The 25621-nt window shown below is 55.4% G+C and carries 25 protein-coding genes, 2 tRNA genes, 4 pseudogenes and 1 CRISPR repeat array; of the genes and pseudogenes, 15 read left to right on the top strand and 16 right to left on the bottom strand.

Translation table 11 applies throughout. The annotated features are described in order from the left end of the window. Positions 1-123 precede the first annotated feature (123 nt). From ACZA91_RS15885 to ACZA91_RS15875, 3 genes are all read left to right on the top strand, one after another. Entirely contained in the window at positions 124-708 is a 585-nt protein-coding gene (locus ACZA91_RS15885) for a vWA domain-containing protein (protein WP_463183324.1), read from the top strand. 95 nt (positions 709-803) lie between these two features. Continuing rightward, positions 804-1163 (top strand): hypothetical protein, encoded by a 360-nt coding sequence (locus tag ACZA91_RS15880; protein WP_463183322.1) that lies wholly within the window; start codon positions 804-806, stop codon positions 1161-1163. A gap of 197 nt (positions 1164-1360) precedes the next feature. After that, positions 1361-1966: a sugar O-acetyltransferase gene (locus tag ACZA91_RS15875; RefSeq protein WP_463183320.1), complete on the top strand. Its 606-nt coding sequence runs from the start codon at positions 1361-1363 to the stop codon at positions 1964-1966. 121 nt (positions 1967-2087) lie between these two features. Here ACZA91_RS15875 and ACZA91_RS15870 read toward each other — a convergent pair whose 3' ends face one another. Then, positions 2088-2537, bottom strand: a complete 450-nt coding sequence (locus ACZA91_RS15870; protein ID WP_463183318.1) for a hypothetical protein — start codon at positions 2535-2537, stop codon at positions 2088-2090. Positions 2538-2600: 63 nt separating this feature from the next. Here ACZA91_RS15870 and ACZA91_RS15865 point away from each other — a divergent pair, with 63 nt between their 5' ends. Next, positions 2601-2828: a hypothetical protein gene (locus tag ACZA91_RS15865; RefSeq protein ID WP_463183315.1), complete on the top strand. Its 228-nt coding sequence runs from the start codon at positions 2601-2603 to the stop codon at positions 2826-2828. Positions 2829-2946: 118 nt separating this feature from the next. On the opposite strand, the gene ACZA91_RS15860 is transcribed toward ACZA91_RS15865, so the two are convergent. The 3 genes and pseudogenes from ACZA91_RS15860 to ACZA91_RS15850 all read right to left on the bottom strand — a co-directional run. After that, positions 2947-3258: a hypothetical protein gene (locus tag ACZA91_RS15860; RefSeq protein WP_463183314.1), complete on the bottom strand. Its 312-nt coding sequence runs from the start codon at positions 3256-3258 to the stop codon at positions 2947-2949. Between the two features lie 104 nt (positions 3259-3362). Further along, positions 3363-4097 (bottom strand): alpha/beta fold hydrolase, encoded by a 735-nt coding sequence (locus tag ACZA91_RS15855; protein ID WP_190530970.1) that lies wholly within the window; start codon positions 4095-4097, stop codon positions 3363-3365. A 109-nt stretch (positions 4098-4206) separates the two neighbouring features. Next, a pseudogene (locus ACZA91_RS15850) lies at positions 4207-4472 on the bottom strand (GNAT family N-acetyltransferase); the annotation flags it as partial. Between the two features lie 21 nt (positions 4473-4493). On the opposite strand from ACZA91_RS15850, the pseudogene ACZA91_RS15845 reads away from it, so the two are divergent. From ACZA91_RS15845 to ACZA91_RS15825, 5 genes and pseudogenes are all read left to right on the top strand, one after another. Then, positions 4494-4790: pseudogene (locus ACZA91_RS15845) on the top strand (transposase); the annotation flags it as partial. Further along, the gene (locus ACZA91_RS15840; RefSeq protein WP_255512338.1) at positions 4783-5262 is read left to right on the top strand and encodes a Uma2 family endonuclease; all 480 of its coding nucleotides are present in this window, start codon (positions 4783-4785) and stop codon (positions 5260-5262) included. The pseudogene ACZA91_RS15845 and the gene ACZA91_RS15840, both read left to right, overlap by 8 nt. A 27-nt stretch (positions 5263-5289) precedes the next feature. Then, positions 5290-6183, top strand: a complete 894-nt coding sequence (locus ACZA91_RS15835) for a PD-(D/E)XK nuclease family protein (protein ID WP_463183312.1) — start codon at positions 5290-5292, stop codon at positions 6181-6183. Positions 6184-6501: 318 nt separating this feature from the next. Next, positions 6502-6624 (top strand): hypothetical protein, encoded by a 123-nt coding sequence (locus tag ACZA91_RS15830; RefSeq protein WP_099533167.1) that lies wholly within the window; start codon positions 6502-6504, stop codon positions 6622-6624. A 50-nt stretch (positions 6625-6674) separates the two neighbouring features. After that, positions 6675-8375, top strand: a complete 1701-nt coding sequence (locus tag ACZA91_RS15825; protein ID WP_463183310.1) for an MBL fold metallo-hydrolase — start codon at positions 6675-6677, stop codon at positions 8373-8375. A 106-nt stretch (positions 8376-8481) separates the two neighbouring features. Here ACZA91_RS15825 and ACZA91_RS15820 read toward each other — a convergent pair. From ACZA91_RS15820 to ACZA91_RS15810, 3 genes and pseudogenes are all read right to left on the bottom strand, one after another. Further along, positions 8482-8773 (bottom strand): annotated as a pseudogene (locus ACZA91_RS15820) (transposase); the annotation flags it as partial. A 186-nt stretch (positions 8774-8959) separates the two neighbouring features. Beyond that, on the bottom strand, positions 8960-9718 hold the full coding sequence (locus ACZA91_RS15815) for a HEAT repeat domain-containing protein (RefSeq protein WP_190354753.1): 759 nt from the start codon (positions 9716-9718) through the stop codon (positions 8960-8962). Positions 9719-9729: 11 nt separating this feature from the next. Then, positions 9730-10380, bottom strand: coding sequence for a thylakoid membrane photosystem I accumulation factor (locus ACZA91_RS15810; protein ID WP_190528874.1), 651 nt, complete (start codon positions 10378-10380; stop codon positions 9730-9732). Between the two features lie 462 nt (positions 10381-10842). Between ACZA91_RS15810 and ACZA91_RS15805 the strand changes: the two genes are divergently transcribed. Further along, positions 10843-11826, top strand: coding sequence for a GntR family transcriptional regulator (locus ACZA91_RS15805; protein ID WP_099532097.1), 984 nt, complete (start codon positions 10843-10845; stop codon positions 11824-11826). Between the two features lie 83 nt (positions 11827-11909). Here the strand turns inward: ACZA91_RS15805 and ACZA91_RS15800 are convergent, their stop codons facing one another. Beyond that, positions 11910-12374 carry a thioredoxin domain-containing protein gene (locus ACZA91_RS15800; RefSeq protein ID WP_190530975.1) on the bottom strand — a complete coding sequence of 155 codons (465 nt, stop codon included), beginning with the start codon at positions 12372-12374 and terminating at the stop codon, positions 11910-11912. Between the two features lie 211 nt (positions 12375-12585). On the opposite strand from ACZA91_RS15800, the gene psb28 reads away from it, so the two are divergent. Both psb28 and ACZA91_RS15790 read left to right on the top strand, forming a co-directional pair. Beyond that, complete coding sequence (gene psb28, locus ACZA91_RS15795; RefSeq protein WP_099532117.1) at positions 12586-12927, top strand: photosystem II reaction center protein Psb28; 342 nt, start codon at positions 12586-12588, stop codon at positions 12925-12927. 99 nt (positions 12928-13026) lie between these two features. Continuing rightward, complete coding sequence (locus ACZA91_RS15790) at positions 13027-13545, top strand: MogA/MoaB family molybdenum cofactor biosynthesis protein (RefSeq protein ID WP_190354756.1); 519 nt, start codon at positions 13027-13029, stop codon at positions 13543-13545. A 335-nt stretch (positions 13546-13880) separates the two neighbouring features. On the opposite strand, the gene ACZA91_RS15785 is transcribed toward ACZA91_RS15790, so the two are convergent. From ACZA91_RS15785 to murA, 3 genes are all read right to left on the bottom strand, one after another. After that, positions 13881-13961, bottom strand: a tRNA-Leu gene (locus ACZA91_RS15785). Between the two features lie 14 nt (positions 13962-13975). Further along, positions 13976-14839, bottom strand: a complete 864-nt coding sequence (locus ACZA91_RS15780) for a M48 family metallopeptidase (protein WP_463183306.1) — start codon at positions 14837-14839, stop codon at positions 13976-13978. Between the two features lie 59 nt (positions 14840-14898). Next, positions 14899-16245, bottom strand: a complete 1347-nt coding sequence (murA, locus tag ACZA91_RS15775) for a UDP-N-acetylglucosamine 1-carboxyvinyltransferase (protein WP_463186456.1) — start codon at positions 16243-16245, stop codon at positions 14899-14901. Between the two features lie 398 nt (positions 16246-16643). On the opposite strand from murA, the gene ACZA91_RS15770 reads away from it, so the two are divergent. Together ACZA91_RS15770 and ACZA91_RS15765 are read left to right on the top strand one after the other, a co-directional pair. Continuing rightward, positions 16644-16727 (top strand) — tRNA-Leu (locus ACZA91_RS15770). Between the two features lie 14 nt (positions 16728-16741). Next, entirely contained in the window at positions 16742-17518 is a 777-nt protein-coding gene (locus tag ACZA91_RS15765) for a TrmH family RNA methyltransferase (protein ID WP_463183303.1), read from the top strand. A 188-nt stretch (positions 17519-17706) separates the two neighbouring features. Here the strand turns inward: ACZA91_RS15765 and ACZA91_RS15760 are convergent, their stop codons facing one another. The 3 genes and pseudogenes from ACZA91_RS15760 to psbX all read right to left on the bottom strand — a co-directional run bounded on the left by ACZA91_RS15760 (position 17707) and on the right by psbX (position 19772). After that, positions 17707-18276, bottom strand: a complete 570-nt coding sequence (locus ACZA91_RS15760; protein ID WP_463183300.1) for a TolB family protein — start codon at positions 18274-18276, stop codon at positions 17707-17709. Between the two features lie 646 nt (positions 18277-18922). After that, positions 18923-19513 (bottom strand): annotated as a pseudogene (locus ACZA91_RS15755) (Ycf66 family protein); the annotation flags it as partial. A 136-nt stretch (positions 19514-19649) separates the two neighbouring features. Further along, positions 19650-19772, bottom strand: a complete 123-nt coding sequence (gene psbX, locus ACZA91_RS15750; protein WP_099533165.1) for a photosystem II reaction center X protein — start codon at positions 19770-19772, stop codon at positions 19650-19652. A gap of 258 nt (positions 19773-20030) precedes the next feature. Here psbX and ACZA91_RS15745 point away from each other — a divergent pair, with 258 nt between their 5' ends. Further along, positions 20031-20318: a YggT family protein gene (locus ACZA91_RS15745; RefSeq protein WP_099533166.1), complete on the top strand. Its 288-nt coding sequence runs from the start codon at positions 20031-20033 to the stop codon at positions 20316-20318. Positions 20319-20428: 110 nt separating this feature from the next. Beyond that, positions 20429-22570: direct repeats of the CRISPR family, unit length 37 nt; unit sequence GTTTCAATCCTCGCCCAGCCCGGGGGCCGGGCGCTGC. 10 nt (positions 22571-22580) lie between these two features. Here ACZA91_RS15745 and cas7c read toward each other — a convergent pair. Further along, complete coding sequence (gene cas7c / locus ACZA91_RS15740) at positions 22581-23732, bottom strand: type I-C CRISPR-associated protein Cas7/Csd2 (RefSeq protein ID WP_463183296.1); 1152 nt, start codon at positions 23730-23732, stop codon at positions 22581-22583. Between the two features lie 70 nt (positions 23733-23802). Beyond that, positions 23803-25617 (bottom strand): type I-C CRISPR-associated protein Cas8c/Csd1, encoded by a 1815-nt coding sequence (gene cas8c / locus ACZA91_RS15735; RefSeq protein ID WP_463183294.1) that lies wholly within the window; start codon positions 25615-25617, stop codon positions 23803-23805. Positions 25618-25621 lie beyond the last annotated feature (4 nt).

Here is a 25621-nt window from a genome sequence, read left to right as displayed (position 1 = left end):
TGAAAACGATCAGCGAATGGGTCATGATTCAGCGACCAATTTCCTGAAAACCATGGGTATTAGTTGCATCAATTCTCTAGATGCTCTGATCGTTTAACCACCTTTTTTCTATCAAATTGAGACATGATTAGCCTCAAGCGTGATTACATTTTGGCGATTGACGCTTCCAGCTCCATGGGCATGACCCTTCCCAATGGGCAAACCCGCTGGGCCGCCGTTGCGGAAGCGGCTTTTGGGCTGGCCCAAGCGGTGGAAAAACTAGATCCAGATGGAATTGAGGTCTACACCTTTGCCAGCAAAATTCGTGAATTTGGCAATGCAACGGCGGTGACGGTGGCCGAAATTTTTAGCCAAAATGAACCCTTTGGTTCCACCAACTTAGCAGGGCTTTTGAATGAAGTTTTGCTAAAGAAATGGCAAGCGGAAGTCCCCTTAACCCTGCTGGTGATTACCGATGGTCAGCCCGATGACAAAGCCGCCGCAGCCCAAGCGATCGTCGCGGCCACCAAAAAGATGTCCGTTGATGAACAATTAGGCATTAGCTTTGTGCAAGTGGGGAACGATCCGAGCGCAACCAACTTCTTAAAGTTTTTGGATGATGAATTAATGGGGTTGGGAGCCAAATTCGATGTGGTTGATACGTTCCCTGCCAGTACCTTTGGCGATCGCCCGATCGAGGAATTGCTGCTGGCTGCGATTCAAGACTAAAATCGTTGGCTGAGAAATGTTTTCTAGCCAATGTTTTTTAACCTCGGTTTTTGACCATTTCTCCACATCACCTCTGAGAACTTGAGAGATTTTATATGACTCAATGGACAATGCGATCGACCTTGAAATCGGTCTTGGCGGCCACTATTGCAGTGCCGATGGTGGCCCTGTCGGCAGCCATGGCCAAAGCGGACACAGAGTCAGTAACTTTCACGTTGGTGAATGGCACTAGCTCAACCATGACGCATTTCTATGCTTCGCCCCCCAGCACCAGTTCTTGGGAAGAGGACATTTTGGGGGTTGATGTATTGAACCCTGGCGAGTCCGTTGACATCACTATTGATGATGGCCGTGAAGATTGTACCTATGACTTCATGGCTCGCTTTGCTGATGGCTCAGATTCGGTCAGTTCAGGCACAATTTGCGGTGGGGAAACCTATACGTACACCGATTAAGCCCAGGTTTCTCGATCGATTCAACACTGAAATGGGCAAAACTCGATCGAATCAAAAGACATTTCAGAGCGAGCCGATCGGCTTGTTTTGATTAATCCCACCACTGTACAGATTGTATAGAACCCCAGGAGATGATCAATGACTCGTGAATCGCTCCTGGGATTTTGATTTTGATGAAGGTCGATTCTGGGAGGCTGATGATGGCTAATTTTGCCGAAGAACATAGCGAAAAAAGCAAAATGATCGCAGGGCAACTATACCTAGCCTCCGATTCCCAACTCATCCAAGAACGGGCCCGGGCCCGCCAACTTTGCCGTCGCTATAATGCCACCACCGAGGAAGAACCCAACCTAAGGTTCAGCATTTTGCGCGATCTTTTAGGCACAGCGCCACCGGAAATTTATATTGAACCGAATTTTAAATGTGACTACGGCTATAACATCCATTTGGGCAATCATTTCTATGCCAATTTTGATCTCATCATTCTGGATGTTTGTGAAGTGCGAATTGGCGATTATTGCCTAATTGGCCCTCGGGTCAGCATTTTAACGGCAACCCACCCGATCGACCCAGATTTGCGGCGATCGGGTCAGGAATTTGGCAAGCCGATCTCGATCGGCAATAACGTTTGGATTGGTGGTGGCGCGATTATCAACCCCGGCGTAGCGATCGGTGACAACGTGGTGGTTGCTTCCGGTGCAGTGGTCACCAAAGATGTGCCCGATGGTTACATTGTGGGCGGTGTCCCCGCCAAAATCATTCGACATTGCACCGAAAATTCGCGTGAAAGTCAGATTTCATGAATCAAAATTTCGGTTTTGGTGCTCAATCGAGATCGCCCATTCTGTCGGTTTTTTCGCTGCTGTGATACCGGATCAACTTTTTCAGTTTGCTCTAACAGGTTTGTTCCACTGCTGGTACTTATCAACTAGTTTCCTCTTCTTGAAATGGGTTTGCGTACCATTGTACGTACCACAGTTCTAAATCCTCATCATCTGGATAGTCCTCATACTTTGGAATATGAATCTGGTAAGAATCATGAAAAAACAAGTTGAGACTGCTATCTTCCAAAAATTCATATCCTGTGAATACGCTTTGATTTAACGGATGAAATAGATTGCACCATTCTTTGAATCTTGGATTGTAATCAATATCTTCATGATGTGGGCAGAAGGAGGCATCTGTAATCAGTTCTCCATGCTGCATGAATGACCAAGGTGGGTCAATCCAAATGTAACCTTGCCTCTTTAACTGGCCTTTTTCTTCAAACCTGATTTTGATTGAATTACAAGCGATCGAGTGGGAGCAAGTTTTCCCAACAAAATCTCTCAGAATTGGTTCATACTGCTGTCGGTCACTAACGGTGTAATCCAATTTTCTGCCTCATTCCCAGTGCTACAGATATGCTAACAACCTTCCATCTTCGAGCTATTAACCTTGACGACTGACAAGGGGTCTGCCAGACACGTCTATAACCTTACCGATCGCCCTGAAAACGCCACAGCCCCAGCCCAATGGCGCGATCGCCCGTTTCGCCAGGTTCTCAGCCGCCAGACCGTTGAGGCTCATCAGACGATCGGCTCCCGCATGGCACTCGCGCCACCGGTCACGATCAACAACGCATCACCACCAAAGGGGCGATCGAACGCTGTGCATCATCCATAGCAAGATAACGACCCAGGCTCAGCGACCCGGCGCACGGGGCGTAACGATTGCAAACTAGGTGTCATGGTTTGTAACTTCCTCACTTCGGCCTCCAACTCTCCGGTAAGAATCGCCCTAACTACGCGAAAACGTCTTCACCGTAGGCTCTCGCAATCGCGGTGTCGAAACGGCTGGCAACCTCGCAGAACTCCTGCCCCCAACCACTGCTCACACTGACCTCCTGGATTGGGCCGGTGGGAAGAAACAAAAGCTCAATGTCGGAACGCTTGGGTATGTCACCAGACTCAATGCGAGCAACAATGCTGTCAATCTCTCGAAGTGCTGCCGGTGCATCCTTCCATGAAGACCAATCAAAGTTATTGTCGGGCCGCGAAAGGAACTGGCGCGCCTCTCGGAGAACCTCAACCAACTGTTGGTGCTTGGAATTCATAGAGACGTGCGAATGACACCTAACGACCCAAGCTCAGCGACCCGGCTCGCGGGACGCCACGATTGCAACCGGAGCGCGATGGCCGGGGTCGCTGCAGCGCATGGTTAGGCGGCATGGGTGATGACCTCATCGGCTACCTCATTTAGTGTGGTCGCCACCTGCTCCGGCCGCTCCAGCATCGGATAGTGGCAGGTGTCCAGCGATACGACTCGGACATCCGCGCCCAGATTGGCCGCCATGCGTTCCTGAAACTGCGGAGATAATGCTCCCCGGTCACGCAGGCACTGGATATAAGTGCAAGGTGCCGGAGGCCGTCCGTTCCAACGCAGCGGCTCAAGCACCAGTGACCTCGACTCCGCCGTGAACCGGGTGCACGCCGCCTGCACCCGCCGCGCATCCAGACCGTTGAGCATCGTCCGCTCCGCCATCCGTGGTGACTGGGTAAATACCGGACCGCTGCGCCACAAAACAACGCGGCTGGCCACGCGCATCAGGAACGGAAACGAACCAGTAATCGAAACACCCGGTTGTGGCACCGGCCCGGCGATGATCACGAGGCCAGCCACTCGCTCTGCCAAACTCTCCGCCAGCGCCAGTACCACCGCCGCGCCCAACGAATGCCCGACGAGAATAAGCCTCGGTTGCTCCGGCAACTCTGCCCGGATGCTGCGGACACACTCAGCAAAACTCAATGAGCACAAGTCACCAGGTCGCTCCCCGTGCCCAGGCAAATCAACCGCCAACGCAGGCCGACGCAGGTGCGGCCTGACCTCATCCCATACCCACGATCCCGCATGTCCCCCATGCACCAGAACAAATATGACCTGCGATGAACTCATGGTGTTGAAAGTGTGATGCGCGTAATGCCGCCTAACGACCAAGATAAGCGGCAGCAGATAACTTGCGCAACTCTACCAAAATCTCTCAAGTGTCCGCTTCATCGACTTGTTATGCAGTTGCCCACGGAACCCATCTCAAAAACATCGATTACCATGCTGATCTACAATTTCTGCGCCTAGCCGATTATAAAAATGAAGCCCACGGGTATTCCGGGCATCAGCATTCCAAGCAAGATGGGTACAGTCATTTTCCTTAGCAATTTGAGCTAATTGAACCATTAATGCTGCTCCTGCACCCTGACTTCTCATCTTGTCATCCACATACAGATCATCAAGCCAAATACTTGGCTGACCGGCAAATGATGAGTACCTGAATCTGTCATTCAACACTTCTGAGAGAAGCTATCTCGGCTAGAGGTTATTTGGGTTGATCAGGGGTATTCCGGGAAAAAGTTTGCGGATGCTGTGAAGCGTGTGTGTGGCGAGAGTGTGCGAGTGGAGGTGATCAGCCGAATCGGTAAAGGGTTTGAGAGGTTGCCCAAGCGGTGGATTGTCGAGCGGACGTTTGGCTGGCTAAACCGATTTCGGCGATTGAGCAAGGACTATGAGTTGTATTCGGAGACGAGTGAAGGGATGATCTATGGCTGCTTAATGCATTTGATGGTGAAACGATTAGCGGGGATGGCTGATTAATATTGTCTTTATAAATCAGCTCTTACATGGCCACATTTGTAGCACCCTGATGATTTTATTGGGGAGTTATATTCGGAGCCAAAAACTGGGATTGCTCTTTGACCCCAGCACTGGCTTCAAGATGCAAAATGGCAACAGACGATCGCCCGATTTAGCCTTTTTTGCCAAAAACCAACTTCAAGGACTCACCACCCTACCCACCGGTTTTCTCGAAGTCGCACCCGACTTAGCCGTTGAGGTATTATCGCCAGGAAACACCGTCGAAGAAATTGACGGGAAAATCACGGAATATTTTGCTAACGGTACAAGCTTAATGTGGGTGATTAATCCACAGCAGCGCTATATTTTGGTTTATCGATCGCCCCAAGAACCCGATCGCCTTCTTAAAACAGCCGATCGCCTCGATGGTGAAGCGATCATTCCAGATTTCAGCCTCCCGATCGCTGAACTATTTCAAGAACTTGATTTTTAATGGCTTTGGATAGCCACATTGTTTTGCATGATGCAGCATTTGTCCCAAGGGGTTTTGAATGCTTGGATGACCTGTCCGCGACAGTTTCAACATCTCTATTTGGATTGTTTACTGTTGCCGGCCAATCCCCACCAACAGGAACGAATGGTTTGGGGAAGTCGATTCCATTGGCTGATGCAACAATCCATTCAGAGCCGTGGAACGGACTGCAAACTCACTGAATTGGGGGCTGAATCGGCGGCCAAGATGTCCTTGGTTTTGCAGGCAGAAGAGGATGCGGAAGCCCAAGCGCTCCATCAAGCGGTCGATCGCACTTGGGATAGCCTGCGCCAGTGGTGGGATCAATCGGGAGCCAGCGATTGGGAACTGGATGCGGAACATCGCCGCACTTGGGTGATGGGCGATCGCCTACTCACTGTGGTGTATGACCTATTGGCAACCCGGCCCACGGAAGCGCAGATTTTTGATTGGAAAACTCACGCCCAACCCCTGTCGCGCGATCGACTGCAAGAGGATTGGCAAACTCGTTTGTATCTTTTTGTGTTGGCGGAAACGAGCCATTTACCGCCCGATCGCCTGGCCATGAGCTATTGGTTTGTCCGATCGCCGGCCGCTTCGACCGCCGCCAACGGGCCGGAGTTGGCTTGCGAAACGTTTGCATACAGCGCCGATTGGCACCAATCAACCCAAGCACAATTGCTGGAGATGGGCCAAGCGATTGATCAGGCGATCGCTGCCTATCACGGGGGGCAGGCGCTGCCACAATTGCCGGCCCACAGCCCCGCCTGTCGATCGTGTTCCTTTGCCAGCCGTTGCGGCCGATCGCCCTCGGTGGCGGAATCGGCCGTGGCGGCTTTGCCTTGGACGTTGGCGGAACCGCTCGATCGCCTGTGGGACGCGATCGAGGAAATTCCGATTTGAATTGGGCTTTTGAATTGGATTTTAGAATTAACTTTTGAAATTTTTTGGAATTTGATGCCAACTGATCGGGCCTGAGTTGGGTCTCAGTTGGGTCTGATCTGTCCTGGCCCCAATCTGCTCAGGGCCGTTGGCTGCATCCCGATTTGACAGCCCGGGAGCCGCTCGATACGGTAGAAGAAAGGCTCGAAGCCTCAAACCCGCCGCCGGATCCTTGGTTTCGGCCCGGGGCATCAATGAAATTTGGGAAAACTTGGGAATTTAACATTTCCCCAAGCTTCTCCCCCTACTTCCTTTAGCTGGTGTGAGTGGTTGCGTCCCATGGATGTGAAATTGATTTTGGCGGTGTTGACCGGTTTGTTTACGGTGGCTTGCCTGTTTTTTGGCACGCGCAACGGGTTTTACGACACGGATAACTATCACGGCAACGGTTCGGCTCACTAACGAAGGGCGATCGGCCCAGTGGCGGCCGATCGATCAAGGAACCCAAACCTGTGACCGAGCTAGAGTGCTTGCCCTATGCCGTGGGCCATGGGGGCGAAGGGATGTGTCTGGTGGTGCGATTGGGAACCCATCGCGTCATGTTGGACTGTGGCTTGCGGAGCCTGTCGCCCCTCCTGGGTGAAGCGTGGGATCATCCAAACCCCATCCGACCGCGATCGGGCATGGTGGGTTGGGGCCGAATGCCGGCCGATTGGGTGGTTTGCAGCCATGCCCACCGCGACCATGCACGCGGGTTGCTGAAGCTCCATGAGCAGTTTCCCCATTTGCCGATTTTTGCCAGCGGTGAAACGGCCCAACTGTTGCCCACCAATTGGCTCGATCGCCCTCTGGAGTCGATTCCGCTGTTTTGCCAGGCCCTTCCTTGGCGATCGCCCGTGGCCTTGGCTGATGATTTGACGGTGGAGCTGTTGCCTGCTGGTCATTTGCCGGGAGCGGCCCTCACTCTGTTGCGATACCAGTCCCGAACCGAATCCCGTAGCAATCGATCGCGCGAATATTGCGTGGCTTACAGCGGGGATTTTTTCCTGTCTAATGGCCGGTTGGTGGAAGGAATGCCCCTCACGGAGGTGCGCGGCCTTGCACCGGATGTGCTGATCGTGGAGGGATCCTACGGGGTGGCCCGCCGATCGCGTCGTCGCCGCCAGGAAAATGACCTCGCGGATCAGGTCAGCCAAGCCCTGGCCCAGGGGCGATCGGTGCTGTTGCCCGTGCCGCTGTTGGGTCTGGGCCAAGAACTATTGATGCTGTTGCGCAGCCACCACTACTTCACGGGGCGCGAGTTCACCATTTGGGTCGATCGCCAGGTGGCGGCCGGCTGTGATGCCTATTTAGCAATTCTCGATCGATTGCCGGAGTCGGTGCAGAATTTTGCCCGCCATCAAAACCTGTTTTGGGATGATCGGGTGCGGCCGCTGGTGCGGCGGCTGTCGAGCGATCAAAACGGGCCCGATTTGGCCCTGGAAGGCCCCTGCCTGCTGTTGGTGGATGATGATTTGCCTGTGGCCCAACTGTGCGATCGCTTCTGTCAGACGGGGCGTTGGTTGGTGTCTGTGCAGGCGGCCGCGGGTGGCCGGTTGGAAGCCGAGCCTCTCCGCAGCCCCCATGAGGGCGATCGAATTCTTTACAGCACCTATGAACTGTCGGAACATTCGGACGGCTTGGGCACGCTGCAACTGATCCACAACATGCGCCCTCAGCATGTAGTGTTTGTCCATGGGGGCATTGATCATTTGTCGGGTTTGGCGGCCCTGGATGAACTCAACAGCCGCTACCAAATCCATTGCCCCAGTGCGGGTGCTGCTTTGGAGTTGCCGATCGGGGAAAGCTTTGCCCAACCGGCCGCCCCGATCGAGCGATATGAAGGGGAAATTAGCACCGGAGAGGGAGCCGCCACGGTGCATCTGCCTGATGCGATCGTCCATAGTCCCCGCTGGAAAGCCTTTGCGGAAACGGGGCTGGTGGAAGTGCGCTGGCAGGGATCGGATTTGGTGTTGCGAGGCATGTCCCCTCGGGAAGTGCTCGATCGCAACACCGCCTGGCCCGACACACCGGACTTGATCTGTTGCCAAACTTGCCAATTTTATCGGGGGCAACATTGCCGCAATCCCGCCTCTCCCCTGGCCGATCGGCGTGTGGCTCCCGATGGTTGTTGTCCGGTTTATGCCAGCAACAGCGATCGCCAGCCCACCTAAACAGCAAATGTTGTTGCAGATGTTGTTTAGAGCTAATTCATAAAGAGAACCTAAAGCCGACTTGGCAGCTCCAAATGAGGATTGAAACAAACTACGCGGGATGCCGCATCAAGGAATTCTTCATGTTGCGGCGAGGCTTGACCAGAAATTGCAAGCCATAGTCCTGCCACAACTGATGAGCTAACGCTTTTGAGACATAGTTTCAGTCAGCAAACACTTTGCCCCAACAGTCTTTACAGTAAGTTGCGTACCGGTTTGCGGCCATCGGTATTGCCAGAAGTTAAGCAGCAGTTGAGCAGTTCACCTTGGTCATTGACCACCAGATGCAGCTTGAGACCAAAGAACCAACCCATAGAGGTTTTGCCCCAGGCCGCTAACTCCTGAAACACCTGATGCTGGTGAGCACGTTGGGGGCGACAAATCAGAAGTCATCGATTTTGCAGAACAGAGCTTCTAGACTAAGCATGACGGGGTTGTGCTGAGTGTTGTTTTGGTTAATGCCTCAGCTTAACCAGTCCCGTCTTTCCTTTGCTTCCCTTATCCCGAATTCACGTTCGGATTAGGGGTGGAGTTTGACGGCTCGGTTATAACCAGCCTTCCTGCTCCAGTTCCGCAATGATTTGCAGGGCGCGGGAATCTCCCAGCTTCAAGAGGGCCGATCGCGCGTCTTCCTTGATGCCGAGTTCGCGATCTTCCACCAGGGCTTCAATCAACCCATCCACGGCTCCCGCATAGATCGCATTGGAGGGCAAGTCGCGGCATAGTTGCCCCAGGGCCCAAGCACAGTTACTGCGCACGGCCGGAACAGGATCTTGGCGCAGGGCCACAATCAGCGGTGGCACGGCCCCCACGATCGCCTCATAACCCACGGCTCCCATTTGCCCCAGGGAACTGGCCGCCCACAGGCGCACGGCCGCAATGTCCCGTTGCAGGGTTTGCACCAACGGAGCCAGGGCCCGGCGATCGCGCCCATTGCCCAGGGCCCAAACGATGCCTTTGCGCACGTAGCCATTCCAATCCCGTTGGAGTTGGCCAATCAAGGGGTCGATCGCCTCTGGATCTGGGTTGCGGCCCAAGGCATAGGCGGCGCTCATCCGCACCAACGGACAAACATCGTTAATGAGTAAAATCAGCCGTTCGCTGGCTCTGGGGTCTTGCAGCTCACAAAACGCCCTGGCTCCCACCGCACGCTGGGCCGGATCCGGATCTTGCAACAGTTGCAACATCACGTCTGGATCGGGGAGCGGCGCGGCTTCGCTCGGGGGCGGAGTTTCGAGAATATTCAGATGATCTGACTCTGCTGAATCTAAGTCGAGTAACCCGAGGTCATCATTCACCGGCATAGCAGTCCTCCTTAGCGATCGCGGTTGGTCGATTGCGCCTTGGAGGCCGGCTTGGCCGGTTCTGGAACCAATTCCACATTCACCTCATTCACTTCCCGGCGGCGCAGTTCCACGGACTCCGAGCGCGGCAACAGGTTAAACACTGCTCGGAACCGATCGTCCAGTTCCTCGAAGGACACTTGACCGGCGCGATCGAGCAATACTTTCCCCGATTGATCAATTAAAACCGTTTGGGGCACAACGCCACGGTAGTAATGCGCCGGTTGCAGTGGATCCGCTACTGGCTCCAGGGGCAGAGAATCGGCCACAATGGGCAAAAAGTCCGCCGCTTTGCCATAAAACGCCTGCAATTGGGAGATTGTGGAGGAAAATCGCTTGCAATCGCGGCTATCGTCCACAAAAAACACCAACAGGGTGGGTCGCTGCCGTTCCCGCGATTGGGCCAAGGTCACCCGAGGCGGCACCAAAGAACCGTTGCCCGCATAGAGCGCAAAAATATTGCCATCAAAATTATCGTCATTCAATGTGGCCTGGGCTGGCAGGGCCCCCAAGGCCCAACCCCCGATCGTTAACGACAGCAGCAGGGCGATCGCCCGAGCTAGCCCCTGTCGTCCCCACCAGCGAGCAATAGCGCTGCCCAGTGCCAAACCCCGAACCCACATGACTATCCGTGACATTGAAACCGTGACATTTAAATCGTTAAAAAACGCAAGACAAAAACGCGAAATAGACAGCGTATAAGCCCCTTGCAGAGCCTATCCTATCGCGAACCGCGAAACCCCCCACGTCTGAATTGTGGCCCAATGCCCCGATCGGTCGCCGCAACTCTGGGACAATTGCGCCGGTCTGCTGGGGTCTCTCCGGGCGATCGCGCCAGGCTTCCTTGGCGGAAGATGTGCCACCCAACGGGCCGATTGGAATTTCCATGGGTATGATGGGGGGCAAGATCAGCCCAAAACCAGCCCTGCTCCGGTCAGTTCTCCGCTTTTTCGCTGAAAGGATCCTGGTCGGCACGCTGGGTCAAGGGCTTCAGTGACCACTCCTCTTCAGCGCCTCTCTCCCCTACGCTTACCGTTGTCTGTTCTATTCATTAACCCATTGAGCGAGCGGCTCTAGCTTTAGCTATGGTTCGGTTCCGTATTCAAGCTGACAGTGATATTCCGGCATCCACGCAGTTGTTTAACCAAATTCGGTTTGCGATCGCTTCGCGGCAGTTTCCGCCGGGGCACCGTTTGCCCAGCACCCGCCAACTGGCCATGGAAACGGGCTTGCATCGCAACACCATCAGCAAGGTCTATCGCCAGCTTGAAGATAACGGCCTAGTGGAAGCCCAGCCCGGCTCTGGCATTTACGTGCGGGCCTTGGGTCATGAAGGCGGGGCCCAACTCCGATCGCCCGTTTTTGACAAAAACCCCGAAGCCTATCAACTGGTGAAGCAAAGCCTCGATCGGCTAATCGAAGCCGGTTGCAGCCTCAGCACCGCTCGGGAACTGTTTTTGGGGGAAGTGGATTGGCGGTTACGATGCAGCGCCCGCGTGATTGTCACCGCCCCTCAACAGGACTTGGGGGTGGGCGAAATTATGGCCGGTGAAATTGAGCAATCGCTGCAAATTCCCGTGCAATTGGTGGCCATGGAAGATTTGCCAGCCGCGCTCGATCGCACCGCTTCTGCCACCGTGGTCACCAGCCGCTACTTCATTGGCGATGCGGAAAAAATTGCCGCCCCCAAATCGGCCCGCGTCATCCCCGTGGATATTTATGACTATGCCGAAGAAATTGAATTCGTGAAGAATCTCCCGGCCGGTACGCGGATCGGTCTGGTCAGCATCAGTCCCGGTTGGCTGCGGGCTTCGGAAGTGATTGTCCATAGCTTCCGGGGCGAAGAAATTTTGGTGATGACCACCCTCCCCAGCGACACCTACAAGCTCGGGGCATTGGTCAAAACCGTGCGCTATATCGGGTGCGATCGGGACAGCTTCCCCAAGGTCAAGGCCGCCGTTTCCGCGCACCGAGAAGACATCATCCGCCCCCCGCAGGTGATCTGTTGCGAAAACTACATCGGCAGCCAATCCATGAACCATCTCCAACGGGAGTTAGGCCTGGCCTAGGAACGGCCAAATCCAAGCATTGACCAGGCGATTATTGGCCGTAGTAAACATTGGCCGCGGCAAAATCACTGGCCATAGCAAAGTTACTGACCACGATAGTTGGACAGTCGCGCCAGGGTTGCCAAGGGTTGGACACCCGGATATTTTCGCCCCCGAATTTCCCAGGTAGGATAACCCTCGATCCCCGCCTGTGCGCACAGTTGCGGCTGCGGGTTGCGGCCTCGGGGGTCGCACTCAATGTAGCGAATTTGGTTGAACGCCTGACCAAATAATTCCTTTTGATTTTGGCAATGGCCGCACCAGTAGGCTCCATACATTTTTGCGCCAATTTGCCGCAGGTGTTGGGCCAAGCCTCGGGGGGAAACCGCCAGCATCCCTTCCCAGGATTGTTCGATCGCCCCTTGAATGGCGGGAGCTGCGGCCCTGGCCGGGTTCGCTGGGGTGGCTGCTTCTGCCAGAGTCGCCACCAGGCCCGCTCCGGCCAGGGCGGCGGCACAGCTCAGAGCAATCCAAGCTTGATTCGTTAGCAAGTTGCGGTTAGGTTTCATAACCAGTCCTGTTGTGCTCGTTGGAGTGCGGGTTTGTAGGCGCGGGTTGCTAGGCGCAGGTTGCTAGGCTCGGGTCGTTAGGCGCGGGTTTGTAGGCATTGATGCACGGCGATCGGCGGCGGTTGCCCATTTGGTGGGGTGGAGGTTTTGTGCGATGATCGAACGACGCTTTTTGGCGGTTCATCACGCTTCAACTACCAGTTTTAACAATATGGCAGTCATTCAATTCATCCGAGGCATTAACGAAGAGGTGGTACCTGATGTCCGCTTGACGCGATCGCGTGATGGGAGCAACGGCCGCGCCATCTTTATCTTTGATAACCCTAAAACGTTGGCTGCATCCGCCGATCAAGAAATCACCGGCATGTACCTGATCGACGAAGAGGGTGAGTTGATGACCCGTGATGTGAAAGGCAAGTTTGTTAACGGTCAGCCGTCGGGCATTGAAGCCTACTACGTCATGACCTCGGAGAACGATTGGGAACGGTTTATGCGGTTTATGAATCGCTACGCTGAAGCGAACGGCTTGGGCTTCACGAAAGCTGACAGCTAGCGATCGCCCAACTACTCAATTAGCTACTCAATTACGCCTAGCCACTCAGCGCCCGACCATTCCACCATCTCAGAACCATGCCCGAGGGGGTGATCGCCCATGAGTCAGCCACAGTCCCTGGAGGGGCCCCATCCCGATCGCGAGTCTCTTCAGGTGCGTTGTGCGGTAATCACCGTCAGTGATACGCGCAATTTTGAGACCGATCGCAGTGGGCAACTGATTCGCGATCGCCTGACCTGGGCGGGCCACTCGATCGTGACCTACCAGATTTTGAAGGATGAACCGGCGCTGATTGCGGAAACAGTATTGCAACTGTGCCAAAACCCGGATATTGATGCCCTGTTGCTGAATGGGGGCACGGGCATTGCGCCTCGGGACACAACCTACGACGCGATCGCCCGGTTGCTCGACAAGACTTTGCCCGGATTTGGTGAGCTGCTCCGGCAACTGAGCTTTGCAGAGGTTGGCTCACGGGCCATGGCTTCCCGGGCGATCGCTGGGGTTTGCCAAGGAAAGTTGGTGTTTTCGATGCCCGGATCGAGCAATGCGGTTAGCCTTGCCTTAGATTCTCTGATTCTGCCGGAGCTAATCCACTTGGTGACTCAGCTTCAGAAATAGCGGATAGAGATTCTGGGTTACAGATCGAAGTTAAAGATCAAAAATACAGCCCTTACCTCGATTACTAAGCACAGTAGCCCGTAGGGTGGGCACTGCCCACCGAGCCGTTGCTTCATGGTATCTGTGATGTAGCGTGCCAATCATTTTAGGTAAAGGCTGTGTGGATCGAAATGTTGATTTAGGAAGCTTCCTGGGTTAATTCAACCCGAGCTTAATTCAATATTAATTAATCACGAATCGGCTGATCAGTTGGGTGATCTGATCACCTGATCAATCGAGCGATTTAGTTTGATTGACTTCCAACCTGATTGATTTCTAATTTGATCAATCAAAAGTGGGCAAGGAGAGATTCGAACTCTCATGGATTTCTCCGCCGCATTTTGAGTGCGGTGCGTCTACCGTTCCGCCACTTGCCCGTAGCGCTCTGCAATTATAGCGGATTTTTTGAAAAATGGTGCAACAAATCTCGATATTCTCGGCTGTGGGCCCAACGATCAATTTCACGGGCCCGTAACACGGGAACAGGATGGGTCAAAGTTGCGGTGCGAGCGCGTTTGAGGGCAGCTCCCAGTTGGGATTGGTCGATCGCGTCATAGGCCCGAGCCTGGGCCAGGAATGCTTCGACATTCAACAGGGGCGCAAGATTCGGTGAGCCACCCGCCAATTTCATCAACACCGAAGCCACCACCGTAGGATCTTGCACGGCCAACAAAGCCGCTCGATCGCAGGTGAATTCTGCACAACGAGACCACTCCAGCAGCCGTTCTTGCAAGCCCTGGGCGAACCACCGTCCCCACTCGGGCACTTGTCCCGCCGCCAACACCAACAGGTTGGCCAGGGTCAGATAGAGGCTATGTTCACACTTGAGATGGCCCAGCTCGTGGGCAATCACCGCCTGGGTTTCCAGGGGGGTGAGCAAGTCCAACAGGGCCGAGTGAATGACCACGAAGGGCCGCCGCCCTCGCATGGCAAAGGTGTAGGCGTTGGGAACCGGGTGTTGGCGCACGTAAAGCTGCGGTGCTTCCAGATCTAGCCGCTGGGCTGCCTCTTGCAACAGGTGGTGCAGATGGGGCAGTTGGTGAGGCCCCACTAACAGGCTGGCGGCAATGTTTTCGAGATACATCACCTCTTCCGCGATCGGGCCCACCAAATTACGCACCAGCAAATCCAAACCCGGCCAGCGATCGAGCGATTGGGTCGCTGCCAAATCGAGGGGGTGTCGAAATTGGTTGGCACGCAGCCCCAACAACCGCAGGGGCGCTGGGGAGGTGGAATGCTCGGAACCGTCAGCCATGGTGTTGGAAAAAGGAAGATTTAGAGGATGGGCCGCGGGGCCCTGACTCTGGCTTGAGTTTAGCTCACGGCTGCGGGCACTGCGCCCTCTGCGAAACCATTCAGGCGCTGGATGTTGGCCCCGATCAAGCGGAGTTTGTTCTCAATGTTTTCATAGCCCCGATCGAGGTGATGCAGGCCGCGGATCGTGGTTTTGCCCCGGGCCGCCAAGCCCGCCACCACCAAGGCTGCCCCCGCCCGCAAATCCGAAGCGGTGACCGGCGCACCGGACAGGAACGGCACACCCTTGACGATCGCCACCCGATCTTTGACCCGAATGTTGGCCCCCATGCGATTCAGCTCTGCCACATGGCGCAGACGGTTTTCAAATACCGTTTCGGTAATGGTGCTGCTGCCTTCGCAGAGGGTGAGCAGGGCCATGAATTGGGCTTGCATATCCGTGGGGAAACCGGGGAACGGCAAGGTTTCCAAATCCGTGGCCAACAGGCCATGGCCGGGGAAAACGCGAATGTTGGTTCCCTCGATCGCCGTTTGCACCCCGATCGCCTCCAACTTGGCCAAAGTGGCGCTCATGTGGTCGGGAATCACTGGCCCCACCAACAGGTCTGATCCTGTGGCCGCTGCCGCCACCAAAAACGTTCCCGCTTCGATGCGATCGGGAATCACGGAATGTTCAGTGGAATGGAGCTTTTCCACGCCCTCAATCACTACCGTGTCCGTTCCTGCGCCGCGAACCTTCGCCCCCATCGCGTTGCAGAAATTCGCCAAATCAATAATTTCCGGCTCCCGTGCGGCGTTTTCCAGGATGGTTTCCCCTTCCGCGAGGGTGGCCGCCATCATCAAGGTTTCCGTGGCTCCCACGCTGGGATAGTCCAGATAAATGCGGGCCCCCGTCAGGCGCGACTTGCCGCGAATGCTGGCGAATACAATCCCGCTGTCGATATGCACATCGGCCCCCATGGCCTGGAGACCCCGCACATGGAGTTCCACGGGCCGCGCCCCGATCGCGCAGCCGCCGGGCAGGGGGAACCGGGCCTCGCCCATCCGGGCCAACAGGGCCCCAATGGCAAAGAAGCTAGCCCGCAGTTGGCTCACCAACTCATAGGGAGCTTCGGCGCGGTTGATGTGGCGTGCGTCAATTTCCCATGTGTCGCCCAGGCAGCGGGTTTTCAGCCCCAGCGCTTCCAACACCTGCCCCATCCGCGCCACATCCACCAGCAAGGGCACGTTACGGATTCGGCATTCTCCAGAGCACAGCACCGTAGCCGCCAACAGCACGAGGGCGGAGTTTTTGGCTCCACTGACTGAGGCATGGCCGCTGAGTGGCTGACCACCCACGATTTCGAGGATGGGTTCATCCGCTTCGCGGGAAGCAGAGAGGGGGGAAGTGCTAGACGGGGAAACTATGGCCGTGGTCCTCCAAAAACGCGCGCCAAGCTGAAATGTTGCGAGAATGCAAATTTCGTTTAGATTCTACACAACTCAACTTCCCTGGCAATGTTCTCCAGATCCCGAAACCCACGCATGGGGGGCGATCAGCCAATTCCGGTTTTGGCACTTTCCCGGCAAGCTGCACCCCCGTCAGGGCGATCGGACGGGGCGGGTCGATTACCTGAGCCAATGCTCCTCGGAGGGGGTTAACTAGCGTCTGAGGGGTACTGGAGCGGGAGCAAAGATCATGGGCGATCGCTGGCGATCCGATCGCCATGGAACCCACTTTTTCAATGCTGCTCAAAAAAATCCAAAAAAAACTTCTAAAAGGGGTTGCGCTCCAGACTGAAAGTGCTAATATTAATTCCGCGCAAGCGGAACTGGCGGAATTGGTAGACGCGCAAGATTCAGGTTCTTGTGTTCGCAAGGACTTCCGGGTTCAAGTCCCGGGTTCCGCATCTTAAACGCCAACATGATTACAAGCGTCAAAAACCCACTAGTTAAGCAGCTTAAAAAGCTTCATCAAGCCAAGGGAAGACGCGAAGAAAATCAATTCTTAATCGAGGGAACTCATCTGTTGCAAGAAGCAATTGCAGTGGATTATTCCCTCGATTTTGTTTGTTGCACACCCACTTGGCAAGAGAAATATCCGGCGGATTTTGCGCGGGCGGCGGCCCATGCCCCGATCGAGCTGGTGGCCGAGCCAGTGCTCCAAGCGATTGCCACCACAGTGAACCCGGACGGGGTGGTGGCGGTGGCCCAACGTTGCCCGATCGCCCCTCAGCGATCGCTCCAAATTGCCTTGGGCTTGGAACGGCTTCAGGATCCGGGGAACCTGGGCACGATCGTGCGGGCGGCGGCGGCGGCCAGTTGTGACCAAATTTGGTTAAGTGACGACAGCGTTGATCTGGATCATCCCAAGGTGTTGCGCTCCACGGCGGGTCAGTGGTTCCGAATGCCGATGCAGGTGGCGGAAGATTTGCGATCGACTGTGCGTGACCTGAAGCAACAGGGCTTCAAGATTGTGGCCACAGTACCCACAGCCAACCTCAGCTATTGGGAGGCGGATTTGCGATCGCCTGTGATGGTGCTGTTGGGCAACGAGGGCGCGGGTCTTTCTCCGGAGCTAATTGCTGAGGCGGATACGGCTGTGCGCATTCCCCTTGCGCCGGGGGTTGAGTCCCTGAATGTGTCAGTGACGGCGGCGCTCCTGTTGTACGAAATTCAACGCCAGCAAACCCGGGCCTAGAAACCCATTTCAGCCCAGAGCTTCACCCAAGCGTTTCTCTCCAAATTTTCAACCAGAATCTTCAATCCAACTCTTCAACCAGGATCTTCAATCCAAAACTTTGACCAGAATCTTTAGCCAGAATCTTTAGCCAAAATCTTTAGCCAGAATCTCAGCCCCCAGCCTGTAGGGTTGAGAACTGAGAAGTGCTAGGGTTCCGTGCTGGGTTGGGGTTGTCCTTCTGGCAAATCCAGTTCGATGTTGGTTCCCCGATCGAGCACTTCAATATCCCACTGGCCCCGAGCCCCGCTTTCAAACACAATAAAGCGACCATCGGGACTGATGCGGGGCGATCGCACCCAACCGCGATAGCCCTGGGTGAGCACTTGAACCTGGCCCGTTGCCCGATCGTATAGCTCAACTTCTGGGCGGGCGTAGTCGCTGGCCAGGTAAACCAAATAGCGGCCGGTTTGGCTGAGGCTGGGTTGCTCGGCGATCGCGTCTCGGCGGTTTAACCGAGGCAGCTCAATGAAGCGGCGCTGCTGCAAGTCAAATAGCAAAATCTGGCGGTTGCCCCCTCGGTTGGAAACAAAGGCCAACATCCGCCCATCGCCGCTAAGACTGGGCTGCTCATCGGCATGGCGGGAATTGAGGGTGAGGGGAATGTTGAGGTTGGCTCCGTTGCCACAAGCAACCAGGAGCGCGGCTGTGCTGAGAACAACCGCGCTCCGGCTTAGGGCCCGTTGACCCAATCTGAGGGACGATCGCAAAACGGACAAGGGCGTTTAGGGGAAGTTTCGCTGGAGGTTAGCGTTCAAACTTAACGGGGCGATCGAAGTCGTCTTCGTAGCGATCGCTGCCATTACCGTCGGAAAAACGGGCTTCCGAGTCACGGCTGCTGCCCAGGGAGCCATCACCTTCTTCGTCCTTGGGACTCAAATCCAGGGGCGGACGACTGCTTGCCTGGTCGGCGTAGCGATCCCAATCTTCTTCGGTGGGTTCCGGGTCGATCGGTTGATAGGACACGTAGCTATCGGCGGGTTCCACCTCTGCGGCATAGCCATCGCTGTAGCTGCTTTTGCGGGCGGGCGGCTCGTCAACGTAGTTGGTGCGGCTGACCGGTGGCTCATCGGCCAAGGGAGCCGTGCCAGAACGACGCTTGCGCGTGGGAGCGCGATTCTCGGGGCCGCTGGGTCGATCGCGCCGACTGCGAGGGGATCGATCGGGCTGCTCCCAGCGATCTTCCCCCCAAGATTCCTCCGATCGGGTGGGGTCAACTCTTGTGGAGTCAACTCGCGTGGAGTCAGCAGCGGGGCGACGGCTCGATCGGCTCACGGGCGGCTCGCTCCAATCGGCTCCCGTTTCGGGGCGGTTGGGCGGGCGCTGGGCGGGCCGACGCTTGCGAGGAACACCACCACCATCGGGGCTGGCTCCGGCACTGGGGCCGCCAAAGGAATCGCGGTCATCGCGCGGGGGGCGTTGGGTCGGCGGTCGGCGGCGCGGCGGCGCATCATACCCACCATCGCGACTATCGCGGCTGTCGCGGACTTCACGGCCATCGCGCGGTCGGCTGCCATATTCCTTGCCATATTCCTCGGCGGCGCGGCTGTCGCGGCTGTCGTCGCTGCCCCGAATCCGGCGATTGTAGGGCTGGCGCTCGATCGGCTCCATGTCATCCAGCTCCGCCCGATACACCCGACTCACGGGCCGATCGTCATCCACCAGGGGCGCAGTGCGCTTGGCCTGCTCCGTGGTCACGTTCCGCAGCCGAATACTTTCGTAAGCGAAAAAGATGGCTGACCCTGCCAAGAGGAATTGGCTGAATTGCAGAATCGGATCCAGCCGCCAGCTATTAAAAAACAGAATGCCACCGCACAGCAGACCCACCGCCGCGAAAAAGATGTCGTAATCGCGGGCCAGTCCTGGCTTGTACGATCGAATGAAATAGAGTGCAGCGCCCGCCACCGCGAGGATGATGCCGATGAGGCTGCCCCAGCTAAAGCCAACGTTAACCATCGTCCCTCAAGAACGTTACGGGTTTATTCTAACGACGAACGGCGGCTCCGATGGGGTTACCGGAACCGCCGTCCTTTGCGGGCGATCGCGCCGAGGCTATCCCAACCGCAGGGGCTGAGCGGCACGACAAGCAACCTTAGAAAGTGCGTTTTACCTTGTCGTTCTGGCTGATGACGATCAAGCCAACGGTAATCGGCAGCACCACAATTACGGCTCCCAAGAGCAGGCTCCACAGGAAATTCGCCAAAGAAGCAGTCATAGTTATCCTCGGATTGAAAACGCACAATTGGCTCTAGGGTTGTATTTTATCGCCCGATCGACGCTCTGTCGCCCCAGCGGAATTGAGAATTTCCCAGAATGATCCGTCAAGCTTTACGATCATCCGTGCTGCGGCTGATATCTCCGAGCGGGGTTGGGTGGCATCTGGGCCGGGCGCTGCCCTCTGAGCCAGATTTTGCGCTAGCCATCCCCCCGAGGCCGATCGCTCGCCCTTCTCAATTTCTACCCTAAGTTCGGCATGAGTACCGTTGTGATTGGATCGTGGGCCCTGAGCCTGCTGTTGGGTCTGTTCATTTTGTTGTTCATTGTCCGAATCGTGCTGACTTGGTATCCCCAGGTGGATGCCCAAAAGTTGCCCTTTAAGTTGGCAGTGGCTCCGACGGAACCCTTTTTGAAGGTGACCCGCGCGATCGTCCCCCCGATCGGCGGCGTGGACATCAGCCCGATCATTTGGGTTGGGTTGGTGAGCCTGTTGCGTGAAGTGCTGCTGGGGCAACAGGGGCTGATCACCATGAGCTTGAACTAATCGAAATGCCGGTTTTTAGCCCAGTTCAAACCTAGGAGCTAACTCATAAAGAGAATCTAAAGCCGACTTTGCAGCTCTAAATCCGGTTTTAGAGCTGATTAATAGAGCGACTATTAATCCTCGCCCAGCCCGGGGGCCGGGCGCTGCCCGTCTGTCAGCAGGTAGCCCTCCAGCAACTCACGCACTGTTTCAATCCTCGCCCAGCCCGGGGGCCGGGCGCTGCGTACTAGAACCCGAAGAATGCAATACAAACGACGACGTTTCAATCCTCGCCCAGCCCGGGGGCCGGGCGCTGCAATTCGTCGATAATGAAAATCACGGGTGGCTGATTCGAGTTTCAATCCTCGCCCAGCCCGGGGGCCGGGCGCTGCGAGGGCAATGACATCGCTTCGGTTGCGGCCGAGCTGTTTCAATCCTCGCCCAGCCCGGGGGCCGGGCGCTGCTATCCTGGCGAGCGGATGGGTGGATCAAACCCTGGTGGTTTCAATCCTCGCCCAGCCCGGGGGCCGGGCGCTGCACGACGGCAAAATGCCTGAAATTCCGGGCTAATCCTGTTTCAATCCTCGCCCAGCCCGGGGGCCGGGCGCTGCGGTTGACCATCCAAGGCGCGATCGAGGGTATCAAGTTTCAATCCTCGCCCAGCCCGGGGGCCGGGCGCTGCGTTGATCAGGATCCGGGAGTCAGAGGGGGACGTTGCCGGTTTCAATCCTCGCCCAGCCCGGGGGCCGGGCGCTGCTATCGCTCCACCTCTTGGCGATGCGACTCCTTGCCGAGTTTCAATCCTCGCCCAGCCCGGGGGCCGGGCGCTGCGATGGTTCGCGTCTACAGCCTTGAGGTCAGGAAGGAGTTTCAATCCTCGCCCAGCCCGGGGGCCGGGCGCTGCCCTGATTTCGACGCAGAAGCGCCATGCTGAACCAAGTTTCAATCCTCGCCCAGCCCGGGGGCCGGGCGCTGCACCGGGTTTACATGGGTGGAGAACAGATCTACTACGGGTTTCAATCCTCGCCCAGCCCGGGGGCCGGGCGCTGCCTAATCTATTGGCCTGAGAGATGGTTGATAAATGTTTCAATCCTCGCCCAGCCCGGGGGCCGGGCGCTGCATCGAGCAATCCAATCAGCAAAAGTTAGCCGATCGGGTGTTTCAATCCTCGCCCAGCCCGGGGGCCGGGCGCTGCGATTGAGTTATCGCGAGCGATCGATTTGAGCTATGTTTCAATCCTCGCCCAGCCCGGGGGCCGGGCGCTGCAGCAAAGGCGGAGATCCTCGTCCCGACGGCGTTTGTTTCAATCCTCGCCCAGCCCGGGGGCCGGGCGCTGCACCCGGATCCTCAATGGGGCCCTAGGGCGGAAACTGTTTCAATCCTCGCCCAGCCCGGGGGCCGGGCGCTGCCTCGCATCGATGAGGCCTGGTGGGATTCGATTGATCGTTTCAATCCTCGCCCAGCCCGGGGGCCGGGCGCTGCTGGTAATTATGCAATCAGCAAGCAACGTGCTCGTGTTTCAATCCTCGCCCAGCCCGGGGGCCGGGCGCTGCTTGGAAGGCGTTGGTGTCGTAGTCACGGGTGCTGTTTCAATCCTCGCCCAGCCCGGGGGCCGGGCGCTGCGTGATGTCTCTCGGTTGGTTGGCGTTCGCCTGGGTGTTTCAATCCTCGCCCAGCCCGGGGGCCGGGCGCTGCCGGACGATCGCGGATCTCATCTACCAATTGATCATGTTTCAATCCTCGCCCAGCCCGGGGGCCGGGCGCTGCGATTTATCACACTGGAAAACGTGCCGGGGTATCTGTTTCAATCCTCGCCCAGCCCGGGGGCCGGGCGCTGCGCCAGCGGTTGGGGATTTGGAGCCGGGGAACCAAGATCGTTTCAACCCTCGCCCAGCCCGGGGGCCGGGCGCTGCCTACCGTTGGGGAACGACGGTTTTGGTTTACCGGCGTTTCAATCCTCGCCCAGCCCGGGGGCCGGGCGCTGCAGGCGTAGTATCCAACCCAAAGTGCGCTACGAATTGTTTCAATCCTCGCCCAGCCCGGGGGCCGGGCGCTGCGGTTCGAGCTGCCCGAAGTCGCCTATGTGGCCGGGTTTCAATCCTCGCCCAGCCCGGGGGCCGGGCGCTGCGCTTCAAAGATGTCTTGGAATACGATGCAGCACTGTTTCAATCCTCGCCCAGCCCGGGGGCCGGGCGCTGCCATTCGCAATATCCCGAATCCCCCAAAGATTCGATTGGTTTCAATCCTCGCCCAGCCCGGGGGCCGGGCGCTGCGGAGGCCCAACTAGCCTTCAATCAACTTGGTTAGGATGACTCCTTGGGGCCAATTTGTTTCGTCTAGTTCAATGACGTAGTGATCGAACGATCGCGGTGTATCGACCTCAGGACGCTTTTGCACCGAAATGCGATCGAACAATTTGTGGGCTGGTGCATTACCCAATGGATTTTCATGGGAAAAGATATATAACCCACGCACAGCCATTAGCCCGCGACTAGCCGATCGATCCACCACTTCAAACATTCCTTGAACCGCTTCCCAAAACAGTTCCAAGTCCCGATCGGTCACACCGGTTTGCTTGGCCAAAGGAGCCGAAAAGAAGCCATAGCCTCGATATAGACCGTAAGAGATTTTGGTTTTGCGCCCGATCGTTTGTAGCTTTTCACGATCTTTGGCATTGGTAACTGCCATTCGCGTGATTGCCAAATCTTCTGGAAAAACTGGATCAATTGACCGAGAAAAAGTTAATTGCATGGGACCACGAACCTGACCAGCATTCAGTCCGCTGCTCATCACTGCTCCAAACATTCGCACATCAAAGAAGTTGGCGCACATCCAATCTCTAGCTTGTTTGGCATGATCTCGGTTCTTGTTAGGTTCCCCTGCTTGCTTCACCAAAGCCTCTAGAAGAGGACTGATTTTATTCCAGCCAGCCAAGGAATCCTTGAGGAGTTGTTTCTGATCATTCCACTCTTTTTTGAGCAAGGTTCCATCATACTTCAACACAGAAGTGATGTTTTCGGGGTTATCGTCATCGGAATCTTCAAAGTGAAACTCATCTGGCAATGGTGACTCAAGATTGCGCAGAATTTGGAGTTGTTCCAAATTTTTCACAGGACAAGAGACTGAGTTCCCTACTGACAACCCCAGCTCTTGATAAGCTTCGCGAATTTGGTCATTCAAAACGCTATGATGCTTGACAAAAAGCTTAAGCCGCCTTGCTTCTTCACTATTTTCTGCCATCAGATCGCCATAGGTAGCAATCCAGTTGCGAATCTTGCGTTTTAAGCAAACATCCGTCACCAAACCATGCATGGTTTCCATATCAACCCGTGGAAGATTGCCACCATCTGGATCGCCGTTGGGATTTCCATCCAACACATCAAACAACAGCACAAAATCATGACGACGCTGAGCATTAGTGTGAATTGCAGACATGATTAAGCTCCAGAAAATTAATTCAAGTGATCAAGCAAACAGCATGACTGGGCGCTAGCAATAGGCTTGGCTAAGAGAAATTAGCAGCCCGATCGCGAATTTGCTGGCGGTTGTGTGCTTGTTGGTGGTAATAGCCAATGGCGAAAATAGCTTGCTGCTGCATTGAAAGACGACTGGGCAAGTTGGGCAGGTCGCGATCGGGAATTTTGCTAAGAATTTCCTCCAACTCCTCTTGAAACCGGTTGTGCTGACCTGGTTTTTCCTTGCGAAGTTTGGATAGATTGGCTTGAGCTTTGCCAATAATTTTTCCCAGAAGATAGCAAGGGCTGATGGACATGGAGCCATAGTATCGATCGGCGATCGGGGCATTAACTTTGCCCAAGGCGGCATACTGAATCCTGTCAACTTGCGCCAACAGACGACCAGCATGGTAGGCGAGGCGATCGCCCAATTGCTCATCTTGAAATTGCGGATTGCGAGTTAGGCTTTCCATCGCATTTTGAGGCTCATTCATGTTGATTTTTCCTTCCAAGGTCAGAATTAGCTTGAGCAAAGCAGCCCTTGTGTGGGTGATGCTGCCCCCTTCGACTCGGATTCGACGCAGGAGGCGATCGAGCAAGTCAGCAGGCAATGGCCGCCCTTCAATAGCTGCCAAAAACAGCGCTGTTGGAGTTCGGGACAACATGTCCTTTGGCTCGCGATAAGCACAAGCAGCTAATTCATAGAGTCCAAAGAATTCGCGATTTTCCTCATAGAGTGAGTCAATTTTTTGCCCCTGAAACCAAATTTTCAGGTTGTGATTGACTGACTCGATCGTCACATCAATCCAGCTACGAATGACCGCTCTGGCATTGTTGGCAGTGAGCGCAATTGCGAAAAAACGTTGAGCGAGGGCTGCACTTGTCTTCTCGCTGGTTTTCTGAGCAGTTATTGGTGATTTCAGTAGATTCTGAATTCTTTTTGAATTCAATGGATCACGCGGCTTGCCCAAGATCTTCAAATCAACTGCTTCAGCACCCTGTTGCACCCACCAAACATAGACACTATCCCCAATGCGAAGACTGTCGTTTTCACTGGCAATAAGGGCATTCAGCGCCTTAGCAAATCCTTCCGCTGCTGGCCGTGAAATGGGAGAAGTCAGGGAATTTGCCAGCCCGAAGGATTCAAAGGCAACGGAATTTGCAGAAACCAAAGCTGTTCCTGAAGGTTGTCCATTGGGAAGACCTTTAATGAAAAAAGGTAATCGTTGTTCCAATGGGCCATAGGTTCCGGTTACCAAACACCAACCCATGGGACGTTCTTGTCTATCTGATGCTGTTTCACCAGATGTGTAAGCAGCCCAAAATTGTTGAACTTTTTCTAGATTCGCCTTGTTCTCTGCGGGAATGAGTGCGGGGGCATCGGAAAAATGAACTCGAAAGGTGACAACTTCACTGGCATCAAACTCAGAAGGAAGCTGCAAATTGGGTGCAAATTGCGATCGCTGTTGAACGGGATCCCAACTTTCCAAAAATTTCAAAATGGCTTCTACAGCGGGTTCTTGAGTTGCACTAAAACAGTTGGCAACTAGATCTTTGAACTGTTGATGGCATTCGGCAACACGCTCTGGCTTAGAGGTCGATCGGGCGGCTCCCAGGACATACTCCCCCGTATCTGCCAACAGCTTTGGCTGAATGCCTACTGTGCGGCCAATGTGGGGAACAATAATTTTCTTGCCTCGTTTTTTCCCCTTTCGTGACTCCTCGACCATTGGAGTCATCAGGCTTGTTCCGATCGGTCTTCCTTGTTGATCAATTTCAATCAGCCAACTGACTGGCGAAAAACCATACATTGATGGTGTTTCATCAATTCGGGTTGCCAGCTTGGCCAACTCGCTCAGAAGCATAAGC

Source organism: Limnothrix sp. CMB-01 (assembly GCF_055193175.1).
The sequence above is the reverse complement of the archived record's forward strand: the minus strand, read 5'-3'. Positions and strand labels throughout refer to the sequence as shown.